At 47.1% G+C, this 20,462-nt stretch carries 13 protein-coding genes; all 13 read left to right on the top strand.

What is annotated here, in order from left to right; translation table 11 throughout:
* Positions 1-248: 248 nt before the first annotated feature.
* The 13 genes from HGH92_RS05240 (at position 249) to HGH92_RS05180 (ending at position 20,461) form a co-directional block, all read left to right on the top strand.
* Positions 249-2,306 carry an alpha-L-fucosidase gene (locus tag HGH92_RS05240; RefSeq protein ID WP_168869695.1) on the top strand — a complete coding sequence of 686 codons (2,058 nt, stop codon included), beginning with the start codon at positions 249-251 and terminating at the stop codon, positions 2,304-2,306.
* 414 nt (positions 2,307-2,720) lie between these two features.
* A complete protein-coding gene (locus HGH92_RS05235; protein ID WP_247654829.1) occupies positions 2,721-3,515 on the top strand; it encodes a GNAT family N-acetyltransferase in 795 nt (264 codons plus the stop codon).
* 57 nt (positions 3,516-3,572) lie between these two features.
* Entirely contained in the window at positions 3,573-4,763 is a 1,191-nt protein-coding gene (argG, locus tag HGH92_RS05230; protein ID WP_168869694.1) for an argininosuccinate synthase, read from the top strand.
* A 15-nt stretch (positions 4,764-4,778) separates the two neighbouring features.
* Positions 4,779-5,762: an N-acetyl-gamma-glutamyl-phosphate reductase gene (gene argC / locus HGH92_RS05225; protein ID WP_168869693.1), complete on the top strand. Its 984-nt coding sequence runs from the start codon at positions 4,779-4,781 to the stop codon at positions 5,760-5,762.
* A 33-nt stretch (positions 5,763-5,795) separates the two neighbouring features.
* Complete coding sequence (locus HGH92_RS05220; RefSeq protein WP_168869692.1) at positions 5,796-6,920, top strand: aspartate aminotransferase family protein; 1,125 nt, start codon at positions 5,796-5,798, stop codon at positions 6,918-6,920.
* A gap of 5 nt (positions 6,921-6,925) precedes the next feature.
* Positions 6,926-7,876, top strand: a complete 951-nt coding sequence (locus tag HGH92_RS05215; RefSeq protein WP_168869691.1) for an N-acetylornithine carbamoyltransferase — start codon at positions 6,926-6,928, stop codon at positions 7,874-7,876.
* A 2-nt stretch (positions 7,877-7,878) separates the two neighbouring features.
* Complete coding sequence (gene argB / locus HGH92_RS05210) at positions 7,879-8,667, top strand: acetylglutamate kinase (protein ID WP_168869690.1); 789 nt, start codon at positions 7,879-7,881, stop codon at positions 8,665-8,667.
* A 3-nt stretch (positions 8,668-8,670) separates the two neighbouring features.
* Positions 8,671-9,735 carry a M20 family metallo-hydrolase gene (locus HGH92_RS05205; RefSeq protein ID WP_168869689.1) on the top strand — a complete coding sequence of 355 codons (1,065 nt, stop codon included), beginning with the start codon at positions 8,671-8,673 and terminating at the stop codon, positions 9,733-9,735.
* A gap of 21 nt (positions 9,736-9,756) precedes the next feature.
* Positions 9,757-11,091: an argininosuccinate lyase gene (gene argH, locus HGH92_RS05200; protein WP_168869688.1), complete on the top strand. Its 1,335-nt coding sequence runs from the start codon at positions 9,757-9,759 to the stop codon at positions 11,089-11,091.
* Positions 11,092-11,159: 68 nt separating this feature from the next.
* Positions 11,160-11,831 (top strand): hypothetical protein, encoded by a 672-nt coding sequence (locus HGH92_RS05195; RefSeq protein ID WP_168869687.1) that lies wholly within the window; start codon positions 11,160-11,162, stop codon positions 11,829-11,831.
* A gap of 132 nt (positions 11,832-11,963) precedes the next feature.
* Positions 11,964-12,413 (top strand): hypothetical protein, encoded by a 450-nt coding sequence (locus tag HGH92_RS05190; RefSeq protein ID WP_168869686.1) that lies wholly within the window; start codon positions 11,964-11,966, stop codon positions 12,411-12,413.
* Between the two features lie 211 nt (positions 12,414-12,624).
* Positions 12,625-15,993, top strand: coding sequence for a hypothetical protein (locus tag HGH92_RS05185; RefSeq protein WP_168869685.1), 3,369 nt, complete (start codon positions 12,625-12,627; stop codon positions 15,991-15,993).
* Positions 15,994-16,054: 61 nt separating this feature from the next.
* Positions 16,055-20,461 carry a DUF6443 domain-containing protein gene (locus HGH92_RS05180; protein ID WP_211092535.1) on the top strand — a complete coding sequence of 1,469 codons (4,407 nt, stop codon included), beginning with the start codon at positions 16,055-16,057 and terminating at the stop codon, positions 20,459-20,461.
* The last annotated feature ends 1 nt before the right edge of the window (position 20,462 follow it).

The following is a 20,462-nucleotide window of genomic DNA, read 5'->3' as shown; positions in this document are numbered from 1 at the left end:
AATATCGTATAATGATACGTTGTGAAGGGAATAAATTTATAAAATTTGCCCCGTGTAAACCAACCCGGATATCTTTTTTATTACATTTTTGTGATAAACGGCGAAAACGCAACCGATTGTTGGTTAATATTCAATTATGAATAGAGAATACCCGATCAACTCTGATAAAGGATGGAGATTATCTTCGCTCAGCATGAAACAGGGAAAGATTTTGGAGCTGACCTGTAATCCGTAATTTATCCAGTGAAATGAAAAAGACCAGTTTATTATTCGCCGGCTTATTGGCCTGTGGCATGGCCTCGGCACAGAAAATCCAGCCTTATGGCGCGCTGCCGTCCAAAGCGCAGGTGGCCTGGAATGACATGGAATATTACATGTTCATCCACTTCGGGCCCAACACCTTTACCAACAAGGAGTGGGGACATGGTGATGAAGACCCGAAGGTGTTTAATCCTACCCGCCTCGATGCCCGTCAATGGGCACGTACCGCCAAACAGGCCGGCATGAAAGGCATTGTGATCACCGCCAAACATCATGACGGTTTTTGTTTGTGGCCCTCCAAATACAGTACCCATACTGTTCGTGAGAGCGCATGGAAAAACGGGAAAGGCGATGTGCTCGCGGAACTGTCTGCCGCCTGTAAGGAGTACGGCCTGAAGTTCGGCGTGTACCTGTCGCCGTGGGACCGGAACCATCCCGAGTATGGTACCGCCACTTACAACCAGGTATTTGCCAATACTTTGGAAGAAGTGCTTTCCGGCTACGGCCCTGTATTTGAGCAGTGGTTCGATGGCGCCAACGGAGGTAACATCAAACAGCCTTATGACTGGGACCTGTTCCATAAAGTAGTCTATAAACATCAGCCTAACGCCGTTATTTTCAGCGACGTAGGCCCCGGCTGCCGCTGGGTGGGCAATGAAAACGGCATTGCCGGCACTACTAACTGGAGCACGCTGAATGTGAAAGGATTTACGCCCGGCGCGGGCGGCCCTCCCACCAAATCGCTCAACGAAGGCAATGAAGACGGTGAAAAATGGATACCCGCAGAATGCGACGTGTCTATCCGCCCGGGATGGTTCTACAGCCCGGACACCGATGACAAGGTGAAACCTGTCAATACCCTGCTGGATATCTACTATGGTTCCGTAGGTCGTAACGGCAACCTGATCCTGAATGTGCCGATTGACCGGGAAGGGGTGATCCATCCGAATGATTCCACCCGTTTGATGGAGCTGCGCCGCGTGCTGGACGCTTCCTTCAAAACTAATCTCGCAAAAAATGCGGTAGTAACGGCAACGGATACACGTAAAAATAATCCTGAAGTGAAAGTGTCCCATCTCACGGATGGTACCAATGCTACCTACTGGGCTACGCCGGACAACGTCACCAAAACGACGGTGAAACTGGCATTTAAAAAGCCGGTGACTTTCAACCGGGTGGTGTTACAGGAGTACATCGCGCTGGGACAGCGGGTAAGCGCTTTCAGCGTAGAAATTCTGGACAAGGGCGTGAAGAAGGAGATCGCCCGGGAAACCACTATCGGGCACAAGCGCATTCTGCGCCTGCCGGACTATACCACTACCGAGGTATATATTAATATATTAGACGCCAAGGCGGCGCCGGTGATCAGCGAAGTACAGCTGTATGAAGCACCCGGTATGCTGGCCACACCGGAGATCCATCGCGACAAAGATGGCAGGGTGACCATCACCGCCGCCTCTGCCGATCCGGAAATACATTACACGACAGATGGCACCGCGCCTACGCTCCAGTCTCCGTTGTACACACCGCAGACCGTTATCAACCTGCCACAGGGCGGCGAGGTGAAAGCCCGCGCTTTCCTGCGTAAAACGAATGCGGCCAGTCCGGAAGTGAAAGCCCGTTTCGACGTAGCGCCCGCCAAATGGCAGGTAGTGGCTCCTGCCGTTGCGGAAGCAGCCAGGGCTATCGACGGGAATCCGGCCACCGTGTGGGCATCTGACAAAAAATCGACACAGTATCCGCATCAGCTGGACGTTGACCTTGGTGAAACGCTGACACTGAAAGGGTTCACCTATACGCCTACCACCAATGAGCATGTTGGTGGCGTGATCTACGGTTACGCTTTCTACACCAGCACTGATGGTAAAAGCTGGGGACAACCGGCAGCCACCGGCAGTTTCGCCAATATCAAAAACAACCCGGTGCAGCAGACCGTTACCTTTGCCCCGGTGAAAGCCAGATTTATCCGGTTGGTGGCGCTCACGCCCGCTACAGAAAAAGACAATCAGGCCAGTGTGGCCGAATTGGGAATAATTACCAAATAGTATATAAAAAACTAAAGTATAAGGCGGCTGGACCCTGACGAGTTGGGTACGGCCGCCTTTTTGTTAACGGTTTGAAAAAAATCGGCATTCCCCAAAAAAAATTCGATTGATTAAAAAGATATTATTATAACTTTGCGGTTAATCTAAACTAAAGACAATATTTATAACAATTTAACGCTGAACTGAAGTTGGAAAAAACCGCAACTCATACCAACATCTCTGCATATCATCCCGCTTTAAATAAAGGGGTATATTCTGTTGGGTTCAATGTCTTTAGATTTCTTTCCCGACGACCCAGGATTTGATAGCGCTTGTCATACAACCGCTATCGCACCGGATATCCCCATGTCCGGTGAATGTTCCGTAATGGAATACTTCAATCTGTTTATTGATTCACGATTTCAATTTTAAAAGTTGGAAAATCAGCATATCATCGTTAGGGTAGCCACACCTGACGATATACACTATTCAAAAACCATCACCGATGAGATGGAAGCGTCTGCAAAAGCGCGTGGGACCGGTATTGCCAAACGTTCACCGGCTTACGTGGAGCTTAAAATGCAGGAGGGCAAAGCTGTTATTGCGTTAACCGAAACGGGCGACTGGGTGGGCTTTTGTTATATAGAGGCCTGGGGCCATGGAAAATTTGTCGCCAACTCGGGGCTGATCGTGAATCCTGCCTTCCGTGGGCATGGCGTGGCTAAGTCTATCAAAAAGAGAATTTTTGAACTGTCGAGAGAAAAATATCCTGAGTCCAAAATCTTTGGCCTTACTACCGGTCTTGCCGTGATGAAGATCAACTCTGAACTGGGTTACGAGCCTGTTACCTATTCCGAGCTGACCGACGATGAAGAATTCTGGAAAGGTTGCCGCAGCTGTGTGAACTTTGATATCCTCACCAGCAAACAGCGGAAGAACTGCCTGTGCACAGCGATGCTGTATGATCCGGCAGAGAAGCTGAAAGAAGCGGAAGAGCGGGCCATAGCCGACGCCAAAGCCAAACAGGAAGCTGCAGCGACCACCGCGCAGCCTGTCAACCAGCTGTCTGTGACCGCTGCCGGCCAGATCCATCACGAGAAAAGACGCCGGAGATTTAAAGGAAACATAAAGCTCTACGAACGCTGGTTAAGATTTAAAAGATTTGTTTTGCTTAACAGCAAAAAAGAAGGCGGCGCTACCGGCACCAGGAAAAAATTCTTCCTGTTCTGAAGTCTGCCACACACTGTCTGAAATAATTGTTCTGAATATATAAATGATGTCGTAAAAATGAAAAAAGTAGTACTGGGATTTAGCGGAGGACTTGATACTTCCTATTGCGTTAAATATCTGACCGAAGAAAAAGGATATGAGGTGCATTCCGTAATCGTCAACACCGGTGGTTTTTCCGAAGAAGAGCTGCAGGAAATTGAGAAACGCGCTTATAACCTGGGCGTTAAAAGTCACAAGACTGTTAACGCGGTCCGTTCCTACTACGACGGCGTTATTAAATATTTGATTTTCGGTAACGTACTGAAAAATAACACCTACCCGCTGAGCGTGAGCGCAGAGCGTATGAGCCAGGCACTGGCCATCGCGGAATATGTGAAGGAAGTAGGTGCTGACGCAGTAGCACATGGCAGCACCGGCGCTGGTAACGACCAGGTGCGTTTTGACATGGTGTTCCATATCATGATCCCTGGAGTGGAGATCATCACGCCCATCCGTGATATGAAGCTGAGCCGTGAAGAAGAAATTTCCTACCTGCAGTCCAAAGGCATGAACGTGAACTTCGAGAAGGCCATGTACTCCATCAATAAAGGTATGTGGGGCACTTCCGTAGGAGGTAAGGAAACACTGACTTCCAACGGTATGTTGCCGGAAGCAGCATGGCCTACCCAGCTGACCAAACAAGGCGAGGAACAAGTAAAACTGACTTTCGAAAAAGGTGAACTGGTTGGTGTGAACGACCAGCAATTCGGTCACCCGTCTGAAGCTATCCAATATCTGCAAACGATCGCAGGACCGTTTGCCATCGGCCGTGACATCCACGTAGGCGATACCATCATTGGTATCAAAGGCCGTGTAGGCTTTGAAGCCGCTGCGCCCATGGTGATCATCAAAGCACACCACGCCCTGGAAAAACATGTGCTCACCAAATGGCAACTGACCTGGAAAGACCAGCTGGCACAGTTTTACGGCAACTGGATGCATGAAGGACAGATCATGGACCCGGTCATGCGCGACATCGAAGCGTTCCTGCAACACACACAGGAAAATGTTTCCGGTGAAGTGTTCGTTACCCTGATGCCTTACCGCCTCCAGGTAACCGGTATCCAGTCGCCTTACGACCTGATGAACAGCAAATTCGGCAAGTACGGCGAAATGAACAGCGGCTGGTCCGGCGAAGACGTAAGAGGCTTCAGCAAAATCTTTGGTAATCAGACAATGATCTGGCATCAGGTTAAAAATTCTCTCTAAAATCAGCATCGAAAAATGGCGAATGATAAAAGGGTAAGAGTAGGCATTGTTGGTGGGGCAGGCTATACAGGCGGAGAAATGATCCGGTTGTTGCTGAACCATCCGGACGTATCCATTTCGTTTGTGCATAGCCGTAGTAATGCAGGTAATCCGTTGTACGCAGTACATGCCGACCTGCTGGGCGAAACAGAACGGTCTTTCACCGCCGAGCTGAGCAACGATATTGACGTGATGTTCCTGTGCCTTGGGCATGGTGAATCCAAAAAATTCCTGGAAGCGACCGATATCGCTCCTCACATAAAAATAATAGACCTGAGCCAGGACTTTCGTTTAGGCGAAAGCGTTAAGGGAAGGGAATTTGTGTACGGGCTGCCGGAACTGCAGCGTGAGCTGATCAAACAAGCTAGTAACGTGGCCAATCCCGGTTGTTTTGCTACGGCTATCCAGCTGGGCATCCTGCCGCTGGCCAAAGCCGGTCTGCTGAAAGAAGTACATACCACCGGCATCACCGGCTCCACCGGCGCCGGTCAGAGCCTGCAGGCCACTTCCCACTTCACCTGGAGGGCTAACAATATCTCCACTTACAAAGTGCTGAACCATCAGCACCTGAAAGAAATACGACGAAGCCTGGTGCAGTTGCAGCCCGGCTTCGGAGAAGCGGTCAATTTTGTACCGGTACGCGGTGATTTCCCCAGAGGCATCTGGGTGACCTCTTACCTGCAATGCGACCTGACACTGGAAGAAGCAGTGCAGCTGTACAAAAACTACTATGCCGGTCATCCTTTTACGCATGTGAGCGAAAAACAGATAGACCTGAAGCAGGTGGTGAATACCAACAAGGTATTGCTGCAACTCGAGAAAGTGGGCGACAAACTCGTGATCCACTCTATTGAAGATAACCTGGTAAAAGGTGCTTCCGGTCAGGCTGTACAGAACATGAACCTTATGTGCGGGCTGGATGAAACGGCCGGACTGAAACTGAAGTCCATCGTGTTCTAACCGTTTTTATCATTTTCAATTTTACCTGACATCATGAAACTTTTCGACGTTTATCCAGTAAACGACATCGTTATAGATAAAGCTGCCGGTTCCAACGTATGGGACGATAAAGGCACCGAATACCTGGACCTGTACGGTGGTCATGCCGTTATTTCTATCGGCCATACGAATCCGCACTATGTAAAAAGACTGACAGACCAGCTGCATAAAGTAGGCTTCTATTCCAATTCTGTGAAGATGCCGCTGCAGGAAGAACTGGCCGCTTTGTTGGGCAAGGTTTCCGGCAAAGCAGACTATCAGCTGTTCCTTTGCAACTCCGGCGCCGAAGCCAATGAAAACGCCCTGAAACTGGCATCTTTCTACAATGGTAAGAAGAAAGTGATCGCATTCCGCAAATCTTTCCATGGAAGGACTTCCCTCGCTGTAGCAGCCACTGATAATCCGAAGATAGTAGCGCCTGTGAATGAAACCGACAACATCGTGTTTTTGCCATGGGAAGATGAAGCTGCGCTGGAAGCCGCTTTCAAACAACATGAAGTGTCTTCTGTTATCATTGAAGGTATTCAGGGCGTGGGCGGTATCAACGTGGCCAGCGAATCTTTCCTGCGGAAGATCAGAAGCCTGTGCGACGCGCACAACGCCGTGTTTATCGCTGACTCCGTGCAATGTGGTTACGGCAGAAGCGGTAAATTTTTCTCCCACGATTTTGCCGGTGTGGACGCCGATATCTACTCCATGGCAAAAGGCATGGGTAACGGTTTCCCGATAGGTGGCATTATCATCTCCCCGAAATTCAAAGCAGTGCATGGTATGCTGGGCACCACGTTTGGTGGTAACCACCTGGCCTGCGCAGCAGCCCTCGCCGTACTGGAAGTGATCGAAAGCGAAAAGCTGATCGATAACGCCGCCAGCGTAGGTGCGTACCTGATGGAAGAACTGCGGAAGTTCTCCCAGGTAAAAGAAGTAAGGGGTCGTGGTCTGATGATCGGTATCGAGATGCCGGAAGAGCTGGCCCATGTTAGAAAGAACCTGCTCGGCGTTCATAAGATCTTTACCGGAGAAGCCAAGCCGAACGTAATACGGCTGCTGCCTTCCCTGGCATTGACCAAAGCCCATGCAGATCAGTTTTTGGAAGCGTTTAGAAAAGAAGTCAAATAGCAATAATGAAGCAGTTTATTTCAACAGCAGATGTGCCCAGTGTCCCGCGGTTGGTGGACATTGCCATGAACTACAAGAAAGATCCTTTTATCGATAAGGAATTGGGAAAAAACAAAACGTTGGGAATGATTTTCCTGAATCCCAGTTTGCGAACACGCTTAAGTACACAGGTAGCTGCTAAAAACCTGGGCATGGAAGCAGTGGTGTTCAATATCGACAAAGAGGGCTGGGCACTGGAGATGAATGATGGTGTAGTGATGAATGGTAATACCACCGAACACGTAAAAGAAGCTGCCGCTGTGATGGGGCAATACTTCGACATACTGGCTATCCGCACCTTTCCGGGGTTGAAAAACAAAGAGGAAGATTATACCGAAAAATATATCAACCAGTTCATTAAATACGCCGGTGTACCGGTGGTGAGCCTGGAAAGCGCTACCCTGCACCCTTTGCAGAGCCTGACCGATGTGATCACCATCAAGGAAAACTGGCAGCAGCCCCGCAAACCGAAAGTGGTGATGACCTGGGCGCCACATGTAAAGTCGCTGCCACAGGCTGTTCCGAACTCTTTCGCACAATGGATGAATGCCTGGGGAGAAGTGGATTTTGTGATCGCGCATCCGGAAGGCTATGAACTGGACGAGAAATTCTCCGGCAACGCCCGCATAGAACACAACCAGGACAAGGCACTGGAAGGCGCTGACTTTGTGTATGTGAAAAACTGGTCTTCGTATAGGGATTACGGTAAGATCACCTGCACAGACCCCAGCTGGATGGTGACCAATGATAAACTCAAACATACCAATACCGCCAAGGTAATGCACTGTCTGCCGGTGAGAAGAAATGTGGTGATCGCAGACGAAGTACTGGACGGGCCTCAATCCATTGTGATCCCTGAAGCGGGCAACCGTGTATGGGCTGCACAGGCGGTATTAAGCGAAATATTGAAAGGATAATCATGATTGATCTGTTTATTATCAAAGTAGGCGGAAACGTCATCGATAACCCGGTATTGTTGCAGGCTTTCTTAGAAAAGTTTGCAACGATACCCGGTAAAAAAATACTGATACATGGTGGTGGTAAAATCGCTACCCGTATCGGTGACCAGCTGGGCATCGAATCCAAATATGTAGATGGCCGCCGCATCACCGATGCAGCCACCATCGATGTAGTGACCATGGTATATGGCGGGCTGGTGAACAAACAACTGGTCGCCAAACTGCAGGCCGCGCAATGTAACGCCATCGGGCTTACCGGCGCAGATGCCAATATCATTCCTGCCACCAAAAGACCGGTGAAAGAAATCGACTACGGTTTTGTAGGCGACGTAAAACCGGAGATGGTACAGGCCACTGCGCTCAAGGCGTTGCTGGAAGCCGGCCTTACGCCGGTGTTTGCACCGCTTACCTATGATGGTAACGGTCAGATGCTGAACACCAATGCAGACACGATCGCCGCTTCGCTGGCCATTGCCTTGTCAGCCAGTTACCAGGTAAGGCTGATTTACTGCTTCGAGAAAAAAGGCGTGTTGCGTGACCCGCAGGACGACAACGCAGTCATCAACCTGATCAACAAAGAAATCTACCAGCAGCTGCTCGACGAAAAAGTATTGACGGACGGCATCCTGCCTAAGTTACAGAACGCCTTCTCCGCCATCGATAACGGTGTGAAGGAAGTGCTGATAGGACACGCCGACGATGTGCTGAGCAACACCACTGATACAGTGGCGGGCACTTTAATATGCTAGTCTATGTGGAACGAAAAATTATATGACGTGGCTGTGGCGCTGTTAAAACAGCTCATAGCCACGCCTTCTTTAAGCCGGGAGGAAGACGGTACCGCCCAGGTGATCAGTGACTTCCTGACCGCCATGGACATACCACACGAACGGCACCTTAACAACGTGTGGGCTGTCAATAAACATTTTGATCCGTCCAAACGTAATATCCTGCTGAATTCCCACCACGACACCGTGAAGCCTAACCCGCAGTATACCCGCGACCCTTTCAGTCCGGATGTGGAAGACGGCAAACTGTTTGGCCTGGGCAGCAATGATGCCGGCGGCTGCCTCGTCAGCCTGATCGCCACTTTCCTGCATTTCTATCACCGCACAGACCTGGAATATAACTTTGTGCTGGCGGCAACCGCAGAAGAAGAAATTAGTGGTGCTAACGGTATCGAAAGCATCCTCGACAAACTGCCTGCTATCGATTTTGCAGTAGTGGGAGAGCCTACGCTGACACAGCTGGCCATCGCTGAAAAGGGGCTGATGGTGCTGGATTGCACCGTTTACGGCAAGGCGGGCCATGCTGCCCGTGAAGAGGGCGAAAACGCGTTGTACAAGGCATTGCCCGATATTACGTGGTTCCGCGATTTCCGTTACCCGAAAGTATCAGAGACGTTAGGTCCGGTGAAGATGAGCGTCACCGTTATCAATACTTCCAACAAAGCGCACAACGTAGTGCCGGCCGATTGCAGTTTTGTCGTAGACGTACGCGCTACCGACCAGTACACGCTGGAGGAGCTGCTCGATATCATCCGTGCGAATGTGCAATGTGAAGTGAAGCCCCGTTCCATGCGGATGCGACCTTCTTTTATCCCGATGGAACATCCTTTTGTGCAGGCAGGCATTACGCTGGGCAAAACATGGTATGGTTCACCCACCACGTCGGACCAGGCGCTGATACCGGCAACCTCCGTGAAGATGGGGCCTGGTGATTCCGCCCGTTCCCATACAGCAGATGAATTCATCTACCTGGAAGAAATCAGGGCAGGTATCGATAGTTATATCCGTACCCTTGAAATGATCCAGTAATTTGTTGATAAAATATTTTTTATGAAACTGTGGCAAAAAGACAAGGCATCGCTGGATGCCGTAGAGAAATTCACTGTCGGCAAAGACCGTGAAATGGATGCTTTCCTGGCGCCGTTCGATGTGCTGGGCTCTATGGCGCACATCACCATGCTGCAAAGCATCGGGCTGCTGGAAGCTGATGAGCTGACCGTCCTGAAGCAGGAGCTGAAAAAGATATACCAGGATATCCAGGATGGCAACTTTGTGCTGGAAGATGGGGTGGAAGATATTCATTCACAGGTAGAATTATTGCTGACACGTCGTTTGGGCGAAGTCGGTAAAAAGATACACAGCGGCCGTTCCCGTAACGACCAGGTGCTGGTGGACCTGAAGCTGTTTCTCCGTCACGAGTTGCAGACGATGGTGTCTTCCGTAAAAGCCCTGTTTGACCTGCTGCAACAGAAAAGTGAAGCATATAAAGATCATCTCATCCCCGGATATACCCACCTGCAAATCGCCATGCCTTCCTCTTTCGGGCTGTGGTTTGGCGCGTATGCAGAAAGTCTGGTCGATGACCTCACCATGCTGCAGGGCGCTTACAAAGTGGTGAACAAAAACCCGCTCGGCTCTGCTGCCGGTTACGGTTCTTCGTTCCCCCTTGACCGTGAGATGACCACCCGTTTGCTTGGATTTGATGCGCTTAATTACAACGTGGTATACGCCCAGATGGGCCGCGGTAAAACGGAAAAGATAGTCGCCTTTGCGCTGGCCGGCATCGCCGCCACCATCGCTAAAATGGCCATGGACGCGTGTTTGTTCATGAACCAGAATTTCGGCTTTATCAGTTTCCCGGATGAACTGACCACCGGTTCCAGTATCATGCCGCACAAAAAGAACCCCGATGTATGGGAACTGATCCGCTCTCATGGTAATAAGTTGCAGGCGTTGCCCAATGAAATCGCCATGATGATCACTAACCTGCCTTCCGGCTACCACCGAGATCTGCAGCTGCTGAAGGAGAACCTGTTCCCCGCTTTCCAGACGCTGCGCGACTGCATCGATATGAGCCGCCTCATGCTGGAAAATATCCGCATCAAAGAGAACATCCTCGATGATGAAAAATACCAGTACCTCTTCAGCGTGGAAGTGGTGAACAACCTGGTGCTGCAAGGCACACCGTTCCGCGAAGCGTACAAGCAAGTCGGCATGGACATCGAGCATGGAACTTTTGCACCTTCCAAAGAAGTGAAACATACCCATGCCGGTAGCATCGGCAACCTGTGCACAGCGGAGATTGCAGCACAGATGGACAGCGTGATCAAAGGGTTTCCTTTTAACGCGGTGGAGAAGGCGATAGAGCAGTTGCTGGTGAGTTAAAGTTGTCTTGATGAGAAATATTGGCCCTCTTCGCGATTAGGCGGAGAGGGTTTTTTATTTTAGTGGATATGAATAGTCATCTATTGAATAGAGTAGGATGGTTACCAACGATTTGTTGGAGCATATTAATTCCTGCGTTGCTGGCTATTTGCTCCACGCAGGTAAATGCACAAATGCTAAAACGTGTTGCGTTATCTAAGGCGGAACGAAACAATGGCTTTTTTATGAAGTTCGGATATTATCCAAAAGATGATTTTGCTGACTGCGGATTAGTGCTGAAAAAGGATGGGACCTATACCTATTGGCAACATACATGCTTGTCCGGAGGGAGGAGTGAAGGAAGGTGGACAGTAAGGCAACGGATATTGACGCTGGAAAGTACGCTGCAACAGGACAATATTTCGGTATTGCTGAGTGATGACGATGGAGCGTTTGTAGACAGCTTAAAAATCGCCATAGTGAGAAATAGCAGGAACGAAGCTCTTCATGATGTATTTGTGCTGGTGAATCATGATACTGTCAGGTGTCTTCCAACCATAGGGTTGTGCGTGGGAACTTTTGAAAAGATAAGCCGGGTGAAAGTTGTTTTTGAAAATGGCATGTCTTCAGCGTGGATACCTGTGGAAGCGGGTAGGAATAGGGTTTCGTTGGTTGTTCAGACAGAAGAAGAGATAGCATCCTATGTTGTTATGCACAACCGGAAGTTTAAAGTGAAGGGGAGATATCTAATATACCTGTAAATATGAATTACTATGCATTAGTGGGAAAAGTTGAATATTTGCTCGCATTTAACTAAGATCGGCCTGGAGCCGGAATGATTAAGAGCCGGACCGGAAGTGAGTTCCTAAATAATAAAATCGAATTTCAAACTTATGAAAAAGCTTATAGCTACAGCCTTCATAGTTATTTGTCTAGTTTTTGCATGTAACATGTTTTCTGCAGGTAGTTTTCCCTATGCAGAAATATATCAATACAAAACAAACAAGGACTCATTGATATATATGTTTGAGTTGTTGAAAATAAGCGATAGTTCTATACTAGTCCCCGAAGGATATGGATTTGATGATGGCCTGCGTGATGCTTCAGGCCACTGGTATTACATTTATTTCTATAATAAGAGAAGAGATGAGATAATGCTGACATGGGTCAGAGAGGGCATAGATAACACCTACACAAATTTTGCTTTTGTGGCGGTTAAGAGAAGGGAAGATGTTGGTAATTGGAAAAATATCAATAAAGATTTTGATAGGTCTGGGAATAAAGCCAGGAAGGCAGAGTTTAAGGCTTTAATATTAGATCGTTTACCAATTGTGGAGAATTAAATGAGATACTTTATGATCTATTTAAGTGTGAAAAAAAATTATGACTTTAAAAAAAATTATTAAATTTATGTCTTGCATGATATGTCATTAGCATGTAAAACCTAACCGAAATCAAATATTACCCGGCGTAACAGCCGAAAATTGTTAACCCGGGAACCAAATAATTACTATTTACCCGTTCTTGTACCGAGCTATGAAATTTTATTACCGATTGTCCCTGTTTTTAATTTGTTGTGTTGGCTCCGTTCAGGCCCAAAAACTGGCGCCGCAATTGTACCAGGTCATGCCTCCTTCACCGGATGCTACTGCTTTCCAGAAATTAGGCAATATTCCCGTTACCTTAAATACAGGTCTTCCTCAGATCGATATTCCGATATTCAGTTATCAGGGAAACAGTAACCAGCTGAAATGTAATATCAGCCTGACTTACCATTCGGGTGGTATTAAGGTGGAAGATATTGCTTCCAAAACCGGACTGGGATGGACGCTGAATATGGGAGGAGCGATTTCACGGATGGTCCGGGGAATCCCTGATGACAAACCGGGCGGCTATATGGACAATAGCATTACCATCCCTGTAGAAGCTGGCGGCGATGAATTCTCAACAAACTACCCCACCTACAGAAATTTTTTTGAAAAGAACTTTGACAGTGAGATGGACATTTTCAATTTCAATTTCAATGGACGGAGTGGCCGGTTTTATATTGGAAAAGGAACTATGCCTGACAGGATTGTTATTGAACCCTATCAGAAACTGCAGATTAGCTTTAATCAGGCGAGCGGCCTTGATATTACAAGTTTTACCATCACGGATGAAAACGGCATAAAATACGAATTTGCCGCCAGGGAATCCGGTGGCAGTATGACGTTAGGTCTTGATGGGCTCAATGAAGGAACCAATCTGTCCGGCACTACCAGTTGGTACCTGACAAAAATAATTTCACCTTCAGGAGGTGACGAGATTGTTTTTGAATATACCACGCTTGGATATTCCTACAAAAGCGCCATTACAGAAAGCTACTATATTAATCCTGCTGTTTCAGCATCTCCACAGTTTAACAGGATTTATAACCAAATGTCGGTGACCGCTGTGTATCCTACACGTGTACGCCTGCCGGATGGGTCGGAAGTGACATTTACTTATGACACTGCCGAGCGGCTGGACATTCCCGGCATGAAAACTTTGAAAAAAATCTTGATCAATAATCGGAATGGTTATGAGTTTAACTATCAGTATACCGGAGGCCTGGAAAATGGTCAGCCTGATAGAAACAGTTATCGGTTGATGCTTATCTCTTTACAAGAGGTGGCCAATGGAGGAGTTACCAAACCGCCTTATGAATTCAAGTATTATCCCGGGAATTTACCACCCAGAAATAGTTTCGCTATTGACCATTGGGGATTTTATAACGGGGAAACCAGTAACACGACAGCGCTTCCCAGTATAACCTTTTCCTTTAATGGCAATACCTATAATGTCCCGGGCGGGAGCAGGGAGGTTAATTTAGATGCTTCTCTTGTTGGCACGCTCAACAAAATCGTTTACCCTTCAGGTGGTTATACTGCTTTTGAGCATGAGAACAACCGGGCTTATATGTACAGAGGAGAGGAAAAGGAAATCAACAAGTACCTCGACCAGCCAGCCAATCAGTTTGGACAGATATTGCCACTGGATATTGCGGGACTGCAAAGCGGCCTGATACTCAATTGGAAACTTACTGATCCGCAGTTTGCGACTAATGTGAATACCATTGAAAACTCGTACCACACGGCAAATTTCAAATTCAGACTGTATAATCCGGCAGGCCAGGTAATTTATACATCCGACGATTATACCTACCGTGAAATGGCGGAGAACTGGCACAACATTCCCAATATTACCAGTGCGGTAAATGGTTGTTACCTGAAAATATTCTTTAACGAAAATCAGGATGCTTCCCTGCTGAATATCCTGAAAAACAGTAACGCCTATATGACGGTTTCCTGTCAGTACCGATCATTGATAGTGTCTACAGAGATGACAGTGGGCGGCTTACGGGTAAAGAGAATAACAGACTATGATCCTATTCAGCGTACTTCGCAATACCGTGACTTTAAATACCTGACGCCTGATAGCTCTAGTTCCGGTATATTGCCGGTATATCCCAGGTACGACTATACGATAAACGGAGCTTATTTGGCAGCAAGTTCCAACAGAAGTTCCTCCCCTTATGCTAACCAGGATGGTTTTATTTACTACAAACGGGTAGAGACCATTATGGGCAACGGTGACATGGGCCGTATCATTTCCTCGTATGACACTAATCTCCTGCCCACGAGCGGAGCGCCGACGCCTACGGATTATCCTTATATGTATTGGGGAATCCCTTCCTGGTGCCTGGGTAATCTCAAAGAAGAAGAGGTAAAAGATAAACAAGGGCGGACTGTGAAATATACTGTCAATCAATATGATCTTACTTTCACAGTACATAATGCACCACAGTTCCGTTGTCTTTATATGACCAACATGTCAATGGAAAAGCCCTATCTCGGTGGATTCTATGCTAAATCATACTCTCCTGGTTCCGGAAGGATCATCAAAACCAGTGAAAATGTCAAGGAATATAGCTACGAACTTAATTCAGCTCCTTTTCAGGAAACGATCCATCAGTATGGGTATGATTCTGCTTACTATCAGTTGAAGCTGGACCGTAATCTGTCAGATCCGAATAACATCATCATTACCCGGTATAAATATCCCAATGACTTTCCGGCATCGGCGGTACACCAGGGTATGGTGAGCCGTAATATCATAGCGCCAATTGTTGAACAGCAGGAAGAGAAGAATGGTGTGCTGGTAAAAAAAATCGAGGCGAGGTATAGGGATTGGTTTAATAACGGGAAGGTATATATGCCGGAGTCTTACTACGTACAGGATGGCACGGGCCCAAATGAAATGCGGATGCAGTTCTATGCTTATGATGACCGCCAGAATATCCTGTTGCAATCTAAAGCGGGGGATGTTTTACAGGCAATTATCTGGGATTACAACAAACAGTATCCTGTAGCAAGCGTTACTGACGCCAGCACTGCTGAAATTGCCTATACTGGCTTTGAAGCCGACGGAACAGGTAACTGGAACATTTCTTCCGCAGCACGTAATACAAATATCTCTGTCACCGGTAAAAAGTCCTATGACCTTGGTAGTGGTAACATTACGGCTGTTTTGCCAGCTAACAGCAGAGCATCTAAAGTGGCTTACTGGTCAAATGGTGGAGCTGCTACGGTAAATGGTGTTGCCGGTACTGCTATACTTAGCCGGAAAGGCTGGACATTATATGAACATTTGTTGCCGGCAGGTACACAGAATGTCATAGTATCAGGGAATGTAACGATCGATGACCTGCGTCTTGCGCCGCAATCGTCTCTGATGACAACGGTAACATTTGAACCAGGAATCGGGATGTCCAGCAATACGAATGAGCGGTACAGCACTGCCTATTACGAGTATGATAGTTTCAACCGGCTGTTGCAAATCACCGACCAGGATGGAAAAATTCTTAAACGTTACGACTATCAGTATCAGGCTCCTGTTCTGTAACAAGTTCCGTTGTAGCACACTTTGATGGCCTGTCTGTGCGGCCATTAGTAAAAGAAAACCTATGAGAGAAAGAAATATATTCCGCTTTAGCAACTATTTTCCGGCTTTGCTGGCCATTGTTTTGTTATCAACAGGGGGACATCTCTATGCACAACAACCTGGCGGAGGCTCTCTTCCTTCGGCCACGCCGGTGAATATACCCGCTGCCTATACGAATCCGACCGTCAATTATGTAAGGACCTGGGAGCCCTCTATGCCAACAACAGATCCGGCGGTGGTGATTGCCGGTGGGCGCACTGTTGCTGAGGTAAAGCAGGCGACACAGTATATTGACGGCCTGGGTAGACCATTGCAGACAGTGGCAAAAGGAATGAGCGCTTCGGGCAATGATATTGTGACGCCGGTGATATATGATGCTTTCGGGCGCGAGCAGTATAAGTATCTGCCTTATATGCATCCGGCTGCCGACGGAAAATTTAAAACAGCTCCTTTTAATGCTCAACAGTTGTTTTATGGAGATCCTGTTTTAAATCCCGGAGCGAAGGACGAAAAGATATATTACAGCCAAACAGAATTTGAGGCTTCCCCTTTAAATAGGGTATTGAAGACTTACGCTCCTGGCAATAGCTGGGCTACCCGTCCAGTGACGCACCAATACCGGTTTAATACGGTACAGGATTCGGTGCATATCTGGAGTATTGGTGCGACTGGATTGCCGGCAAATTCCGGAAATTACGACGCCGGACAATTATCGGTAAGTATTGCTACAGATGAAGATGGTGGCCAGGCTGTGGAATACAAAGACAAAACGGGGCTGCTGATATTGAGGAAACAACGTGCGACTGCCAATGCAGGTACAGCGCATATGGGCTGGTTATGCACTTACTATATTTATGATTATCTGAATAACCTTCGTTTCGTTATACCGCCATTGGGTGTTGAAAAGATCATTGCGGGTGCAAGCGTGGCTTCTGTGGCAGACGGGCTGTGTTTTCAATATACCTACGACGGCAGGAACCGGATGGCTACCAAAAAAGTACCTGGTGCCGGCTGGGCGGAGATGGTATATGACATCCGTGACCGCCTGGTGTTCACCAGAGACTCCAACCTCCGGGCGCAAAAACAATGGCTGGTCACTTTTTATGACCAGCAAAACCGGCAGGTAGAGACTGCGTTGTATAACAGGGATATATCCCGTGAAGCCTTACAGGCACAGATGAATATAGCTGGTAGCAATGCTTCCGGCAGTTATACATTTCCCGGCCCCGTCGACCTGGTAGTTGCCTATTATGATAATACGATTAGTACCTACCAGGCAACCAACTCAGTGACGCTGGAAAGTGGATTTGATACCGGGGATGGCGCTGATGCAGATGTTAAAATTGATCCGTCTATGAATGGCGGGACTGTTAATGTGGTGGTAAGTAATCCGCTGCCTGATGTATTCAGCAATGGTACATTGACGCCCTTGACGTTTACTTTTTACGATAGTTATGGTTTTTCAGGTGTACAAAGCCCGTTGACCAGCGATCTCAGTAAACCTACCGATCAGGGTAATGCATACGTTGAGCCGGTAACGATCAGTAACCTCGCTAATGGGTTGGTGACGGGAACGCGCACACGTATATTAGGGACAGACACCTGGCTGGCAACGACCACCTATTATAACGATAAGGGGCGGGTAACCCAGGTATTGGCAGATAATGCTACCGGTGGTATAGATGTAGTCACTACCCGTTATAATTTTAATGGTAAAGTTGTTAGTACTTACCATCGTCATAAAAACAGGCGGAGCGGTGTTACTCCGCAAACTACCCTGCTGACCGTAATGTTGTATGATGACCAGGGACGTGTGAAAGCAGTTAATAAACAACTGAATGATGTTACGCAGGTACGCACGGTAGCGCGTAATACTTATGATGAGACTGGTCAGCTTGTACAAAAAGAAATAGGCATTAAGGGTAATGATGCACCACTGGAAACGCAGCGCTACGAATATAATCTTCGGGGGTGGCTGCGCAGTATTAACAAAGACTATCTGAATAATGGCGCCGGTAACGCGCATTTCGGCCAGGAGCTGAGCTACGATTATGGATTTACTAACCAGGCATTCAATGGTAATATTGCAGGTATACGCTGGAAAGGATGGAACGATCCGGTGCAACGGGCGTATGGATATACTTATGATTCAATAAGCCGCCTGAAGGGGGCTGCTTTCTCTCAGTTTACTTCCGGCAATTGGTCGAATAATGACGTTGATTTCACGGTTAAAAACATCAGGTATGATGCTAATGGTAACCTGTTGAGCATGTACCATCGGGGATTAGTCAATAATGCTTCCGCTGATGTGGATAAGTTAGCCTATCGTTACAATGCCAATAGCAATCAGCTGCAATCCGTGTATGATACCGTACGGGTGAAAACCGGCCTGGGTGACTTTACCGACAGTCAGGCTGATGGCATCGACTATAACTACGATGGTGCAGGTAACCTTGTTAAAGATGAGAATAAACAGATCGCGTCTATTACCTATAACCACCTCAATTTACCTGAGTTGATTAGTATTACCGGTAAAGGAAATATCCGCTTCATGTATGACGCCACGGGTAACAAAATCCGTAAGACCGTAACAGACAATACAGGTGGTGTTGCAAAAGTAACCACTACAGATTATCTGGGAGGTTTGGTATATGAGAACGATAGCCTCCGCTTTGTATCACATGAAGAAGGACGGATCAGGCCTGTCTATCAAACCACGGGAACGCCAGCTTTTGTATACGATTATTTTGCAAAGGATCATTTAGGGAATACGCGGTTAGTACTGACGGATTCATCGAATTTGTCGATCTATACGGCTACGATGGAGACCCCCAGTGCTGCTAAGGAGAACCTGTTGTTCAGCAACATTGATAATACCAGAAGTAATAAGCCGGTGGGATATCCGGCAGATGAAAGCGCCGGTAAAAATGAATCTGTAGCGAAATTAACCGCAACAGGAACTGGTAAGAAGATAGGGCCGTCTCTGGTGTTAAGGGTTATGGCGGGGGATACCATTCAGGTAAGCAGTAAGGCGTTCTATAAATCCAATGGTCCGGCTAACAAAAATAATCCGGTTGTTCCGGCGGAAAATATGGTGGCAGATCTGATTGCGGCATTTGGAGGAACTACTTCTGCTGATGCAACGCACGGTAATGCTGCGTCTGCTGGCAATACACCATTCAATGCTAATTTTTACAATCAGGATTACCGCCAACTGAAGGAAAAAGAACCGGATCAGCAACCAGGAAAGCCGAAGGCATACCTCAATTATGTACTGTTTGACGACAAATTCAAAATGGTGGAGGAAAATAGCGGTGTGAAGCAGGTGAAAGCTGAACCGGACCAGCTGCAAACCCTCTCCCAGGACAAGATGGTCATTAAAAAGAGCGGATTTTTGTATGTTTATACCAGCAATGAAAGTCCGCAGGAAGTATTCTTTGATAACTTAGTAGTGGCGCATAGTGGCGGGCCGGTGATTGAGGAAACGCATTATTATCCCTTTGGGTTGACGATGGCGGGGATAAGCTCTAATGTATTGGCTGGTTCGCGTTATCCGGAAAATAGATTGAAGTATAACGGTAAAGAATTGGAGAATAAAGAATTTAGCGATGGCGGTGGTTTAGAATGGTATGATTATGGAGCGAGGATGTATGATGCCCAGATAGGGAGATGGCATGTTGATGACCCTCTGTCAGAAGTTAATAGGAGATGGTCAACTTACAACTATGCATACAATAACCCGGTTAGATTTATCGATCCAGATGGAATGGAGCCGGAAGACATTTCAGAAGTTGATGTCGCTGCAATTAGGAGGCAAGAAAACTTTATAAAGGAGATGAAGGCCTCTTTTTATTATTATGTTCTTCATATCGGTGATCCTCCTTCCGAAAATAATAGTAGCGAACAACCTTCTTCAAGCTCAGGGAGACAAGTTAAGATTTCCGATCTTCCTAAGGCGCAGAATATGGGAGCGTTTTTGAGTGGAACAATAAATTACTTGCAGGATGGAGACATGATTACAGGAAGTGAGTTGCTTGGATTTATTAATCCTCGTAAAGATGTGGAAGGAGAGCGACAAGCTTTTAACATTTTATCAAATATTACGAATATACTTGTTAAAAAGGAGGATAACTCCAGTGTTGAGTTGATAATTAATACAATTAATGGTAAAAATGTTGAGGATAAAGTAAAGACTGGTGCTGGAAATTTAGAAATCACTATTCACTCTGGAAAATCTAGAATCGTGATGGAGAAAAGAGAAGATGGGGGCGTTGGTATTAAATTGCAGAAGGTTGGTGTTAGCAGAGGTTGGCTCACTTTGTCTACTAGTATCTTGCCTGCAGCCGTAATTAAAAATGATGCATTTAATCTTTCGTTCTTGGTTAAGAATAAGCATTTAAGAATGCCTGCAAATTTAAAATCAAATTAAA

The organism is Chitinophaga varians, from assembly GCF_012641275.1.
GTDB classification, from domain to species: domain Bacteria; phylum Bacteroidota; class Bacteroidia; order Chitinophagales; family Chitinophagaceae; genus Chitinophaga; species Chitinophaga varians_A.
This window is presented reverse-complemented; position numbering and strand designations above follow the sequence as displayed.